Origin of the sequence: Streptomyces cucumeris (genome assembly GCF_024295805.1) — a bacterium.
Taxonomy (GTDB): Bacteria; Actinomycetota; Actinomycetes; order Streptomycetales; family Streptomycetaceae; genus Streptomyces; species Streptomyces cucumeris.
Window position 1 is genome coordinate 1 of sequence record NZ_JANCLX010000083.1, and the last position, 3,245, is coordinate 3,245.

Genomic DNA, 3,245 nt, shown 5'->3' on the forward strand with positions numbered 1-3,245 from the left:
GCCAACTGAGGCCGCGACAAAGGAGGAAGAGACGAGCCAGCAGCCGAAGGCGAGGGTTGATAAGCCACCCCGAAAGCCTCCCACGCACAACGCCAGCACACCCACTGAACTTACGAAAAGATCAGTAGGAGTCGTCCGTATTCAGGCGGGTCAGGTGGTCGGCGACGGCCTGCGGGCCGTCGCTCTTGCCGATCTGCTGCATCCGGGCAGCCAGCAGCGGCCAGGGGCGGGCGCCCACGAGAAGGCCCGCGTCCCGCTCGCCCAAGACGTCCGTGACCGTGGCCACGATCCGTGCGAGAACGGCAGGCCGGACACCGAGCTGCTCAAGAGCCTTGTCCCGGGCACCGAGGTCGAGGTCGAGGTTCGTGGGGAAGCGGGTGAGGCTCTCGGTCAGCGGGCCCCAACAGCGGCGCGCGTCCTCGCTCACCACCACCGCCTCCGCAACGGGCGCAGGCGCGGGGGCCGCGGGAGCAGTCGGCGGGCCTGGAGCCGGAGCGGGTCCGGGTGTCTTCGCCGCGGTCGGCGGCGGCGCCCACGGATCGCGGGCCTCAGCGATGCGCGGTCGGGAGCACCTCCGGCCCCGACGCGCCGACCGCAGATGCGGGTGCGGTGGCGAGGACGGCGGCCACGGCCTGGTCGACGCCGACTCCGGCCGCGTCAGCAAGCAGGCGGGCGACATCCACGCCCTGGCCGTCGAGACTGTCCATCCGGGTGGAGGCCGTCCCCCTGCCGGTGAGGGGTACGGAAATGCCGGCAGTCCAGTCGATTCAGGCGTGCCCTTCTCCGCTGGGCAGCTCGTTGACCAGATTCACGAGGGCCTGGACGAGGTCTGTTACCCGGCTTGCCTCGCCGTCCGGCAGCTCTACCCATCCTTCGTCGAGCGCGATGGAGGAAATGACCTCCACGTCGCCTGACAACGTGTCGAATGCGCGAATCCACTGATCGGGAGACCTGGGAAGCGGTGGAGAAACGCGGGATAGCTCCGCCTCGTTTTCGCGGAAAACATCTGACATTTCGATGAGGGAATCAGCCAATTCAGGGACCGATTTCCGTCCCTGCTGGAATGCCCTCAGCTCGCCCAGGGCCTTGTCCTTGACTGGTACCCACCACTGGGACTCCGGGGTCGAGAAATTCACCTGCGATCGCCTCCCATTACGGTGATGACGCGCCCGTTCTCCGTATTTGTGATGACGGAGAACCGGTCGACGGGATTGTAGTGCACGGTCGTGCCCTCGTGTCTGCCTGGAGCCTTTTCTCCCGTTGTCACGGTATTTTCGACAATGGAAGGGACGAATCCCCGACCTTGCATCCGGTCCAGCGCATGGCCGCTGTATTGACGGCCCATGATCTCGGCGGGTGCATTTCTGGCGGTGTACCCCTCGGGTATTGAAACGTTTATGTCTCGACCATAGCGATTGCTGGTCGTGTCCGTGGAGGTGTCGTCTCTGATGCTGGTGTCGTTCTGATTTCCCAGATGCCCGACCGGATAAAGCGCGCCGGGATCCCGTTCCTCGCCGGATTCGGTCGGTGCGTCGGTGTTCTCGTCACCAGCCCCGTCACCGCCCTCGCGGCCATCCCTTTCGGACGCACCGCCGTCGGGGTCTGCCGACTCGTTCCCGCGCGAAGTGTCGGGGCCCTGATCCGGCTCGCGGGGGCCAGGGCTCCGGTCGCTCCTTTCGCTCCTGCCCGGGGACGCCGCGCCGCTGGGCCCGGCGCCCGCGGTGGCTTCGGAGACCACTGCCCCCACGGCCGCCGCGATGGCGCCGGTCACCTCCGCGGCCGCCTTGACCCCGGCCGTCGCGATCTTGGCAACGCCCTCCACCGCGGCGTTCATGCCCTTATCGGCGCCGGAGCCGCCCGATGCCGCCGCAGGGTCACTCCCGTCGGGGTGCTCCTGCGACTCGGAGCGACCATCGGGGCTGCGTGGTTCCCCGGAGCTCTCGGGGCGCCTGCCTGCGTCGTCACCTGGTTGTGCGGGTTCTTGCTCGGTGGCCTCGCCGCTCGACGGGTCGGATTCGCCGGTCCGGTCCCGGCCTGGTCCGCCTTCCTCGGCGGGGTTGTCCGAGCCTTGCCGATCGGACTCCGGCTGCCGGTCGAGACGTTCGGCCGTGGTCTGCGGTTGCGTCGCCGACTCCTTGTCCGCCACCGTGGAATCGTCGGCTCCCGCCGCCACCTGCTCCCGCTGCTCCCCCTTCTCTTCCGACTGCTGGTCCGGCGCATCGGGATCGGGTGTGGCATGGTCGGGCCGCTCAGGAGGCGTGGACCGGCGGTCCGTGTCCGTGTCCGCGGGCGGGTCCTGGATCACGTCCACTGGCGGCTCGTCAGGTCGGTCCGGTTGATCTGACTCATCCGGACCCGGGCGGTCGTCGTCGTCCGCGTCCCGCTCCCGCTCGGGCTCGGATACCGGCTCCGGTTCGGACTCGGCTTCGGGCTCGGGTTCGCGCTCCGGCTCCGGCTCTGCCTCGGCCACGGGTTCTGCCTCCGGAGCCGGTTCGGTGTCGGGCTCGGCCTCCGATTCCGGCTCAGGTTTGTACTCCGGTTCGGGCGCAGGTTCCGACTCCGGCTCGGGATCCAGTTCTTCTTCGGGATCCGGTTCCGCCTCGGGTTCTGGCTCCTGTTTCTGGGGCTCGGGCTGTTCCGGGGCTTGTTCTTCGGGAGTCGGCTCTTGCGGTGGGGGGTCGGTCGGCTCCTTGGAGGGGGTGTCGGGCTGGTGGCGGGCCGAGGCGTCCGTTGCCGGCGTTTCGGGCGCGGCCGGGTCCTGGGGAGCTGCGGGCTCGGGCGGCTCCGGGGTGTCGCCCTCCCGGGGTGCGTCCAGGGGCGGAGGTTCGTCCGGGACGTGGTCGCCGTCCCGGGGCTGTTCGGCCGTGGGCTGGAGCGGGGTGTCCGCCTCGCGGGCGGGCTCGGGCGTGGGCGTGTCGTCCTCCGGTTCGGCCTCCGGTGTCTGCTGGTCGGCGTCCGCCGCCCCGGAGCCGCTCCCGGAATCCGACCCGGCCGGCGTCTCCGGTTCGTCGCCGTCCCGCGGCGCGTCCTTCGGCGGCTCCGGGGGCGGGGGCGGAGGGGGCGGGGGCGGGGCGTCGGTCGTGCCGCCGATCTCGCTCATGGACGGGTCCCCTTCTCCCGGGCGCATTCCAGCGCCACCCGTACCGCCGTCTCCGCCACCACCGCGCGCAGCCGCGACCCCGCCTCGCAGGCCATCGCGAAGGCCCGCGTGACGTGTTCCTCCGTCGTACCGCCCGTCACCGCCG

4 protein-coding genes are annotated in these 3,245 nt (G+C 70.3%); all 4 read right to left on the reverse strand.

Translation table 11 applies throughout. The annotated features are described in order from the left end of the window. Positions 1-121 precede the first annotated feature (121 nt). Positions 122-427 carry a hypothetical protein gene (locus NMK44_RS41800; RefSeq protein WP_254753384.1) on the reverse strand — a complete coding sequence of 102 codons (306 nt, stop codon included), beginning with the start codon at positions 425-427 and terminating at the stop codon, positions 122-124. Positions 428-548: 121 nt separating this feature from the next. Beyond that, a complete protein-coding gene (locus NMK44_RS41805; RefSeq protein ID WP_254753385.1) occupies positions 549-707 on the reverse strand; it encodes a hypothetical protein in 159 nt (52 codons plus the stop codon). Positions 708-767: 60 nt separating this feature from the next. Beyond that, on the reverse strand, positions 768-1,136 hold the full coding sequence (locus NMK44_RS41810; RefSeq protein ID WP_254753386.1) for a hypothetical protein: 369 nt from the start codon (positions 1,134-1,136) through the stop codon (positions 768-770). Beyond that, positions 1,133-3,100 (reverse strand): hypothetical protein, encoded by a 1,968-nt coding sequence (locus tag NMK44_RS41815; protein WP_254753387.1) that lies wholly within the window; start codon positions 3,098-3,100, stop codon positions 1,133-1,135. Before NMK44_RS41815 ends, NMK44_RS41810 begins: the two co-directional genes overlap by 4 nt. Between the last annotated feature and the right edge of the window lie 145 nt (positions 3,101-3,245).

Bases quoted from the DNA above. Each gene is read 5' to 3' on its own strand.
- NMK44_RS41805 (WP_254753385.1), bottom strand. From the start codon at position 707: ATGGACAGTCTCGACGGCCAGGGCGTGGATGTCGCCCGCCTGCTTGCT.
- NMK44_RS41815 (WP_254753387.1), bottom strand. From the start codon at position 3,100: ATGAGCGAGATCGGCGGCACGACCGACGCCCCGCCCCCGCCCCCTCCG.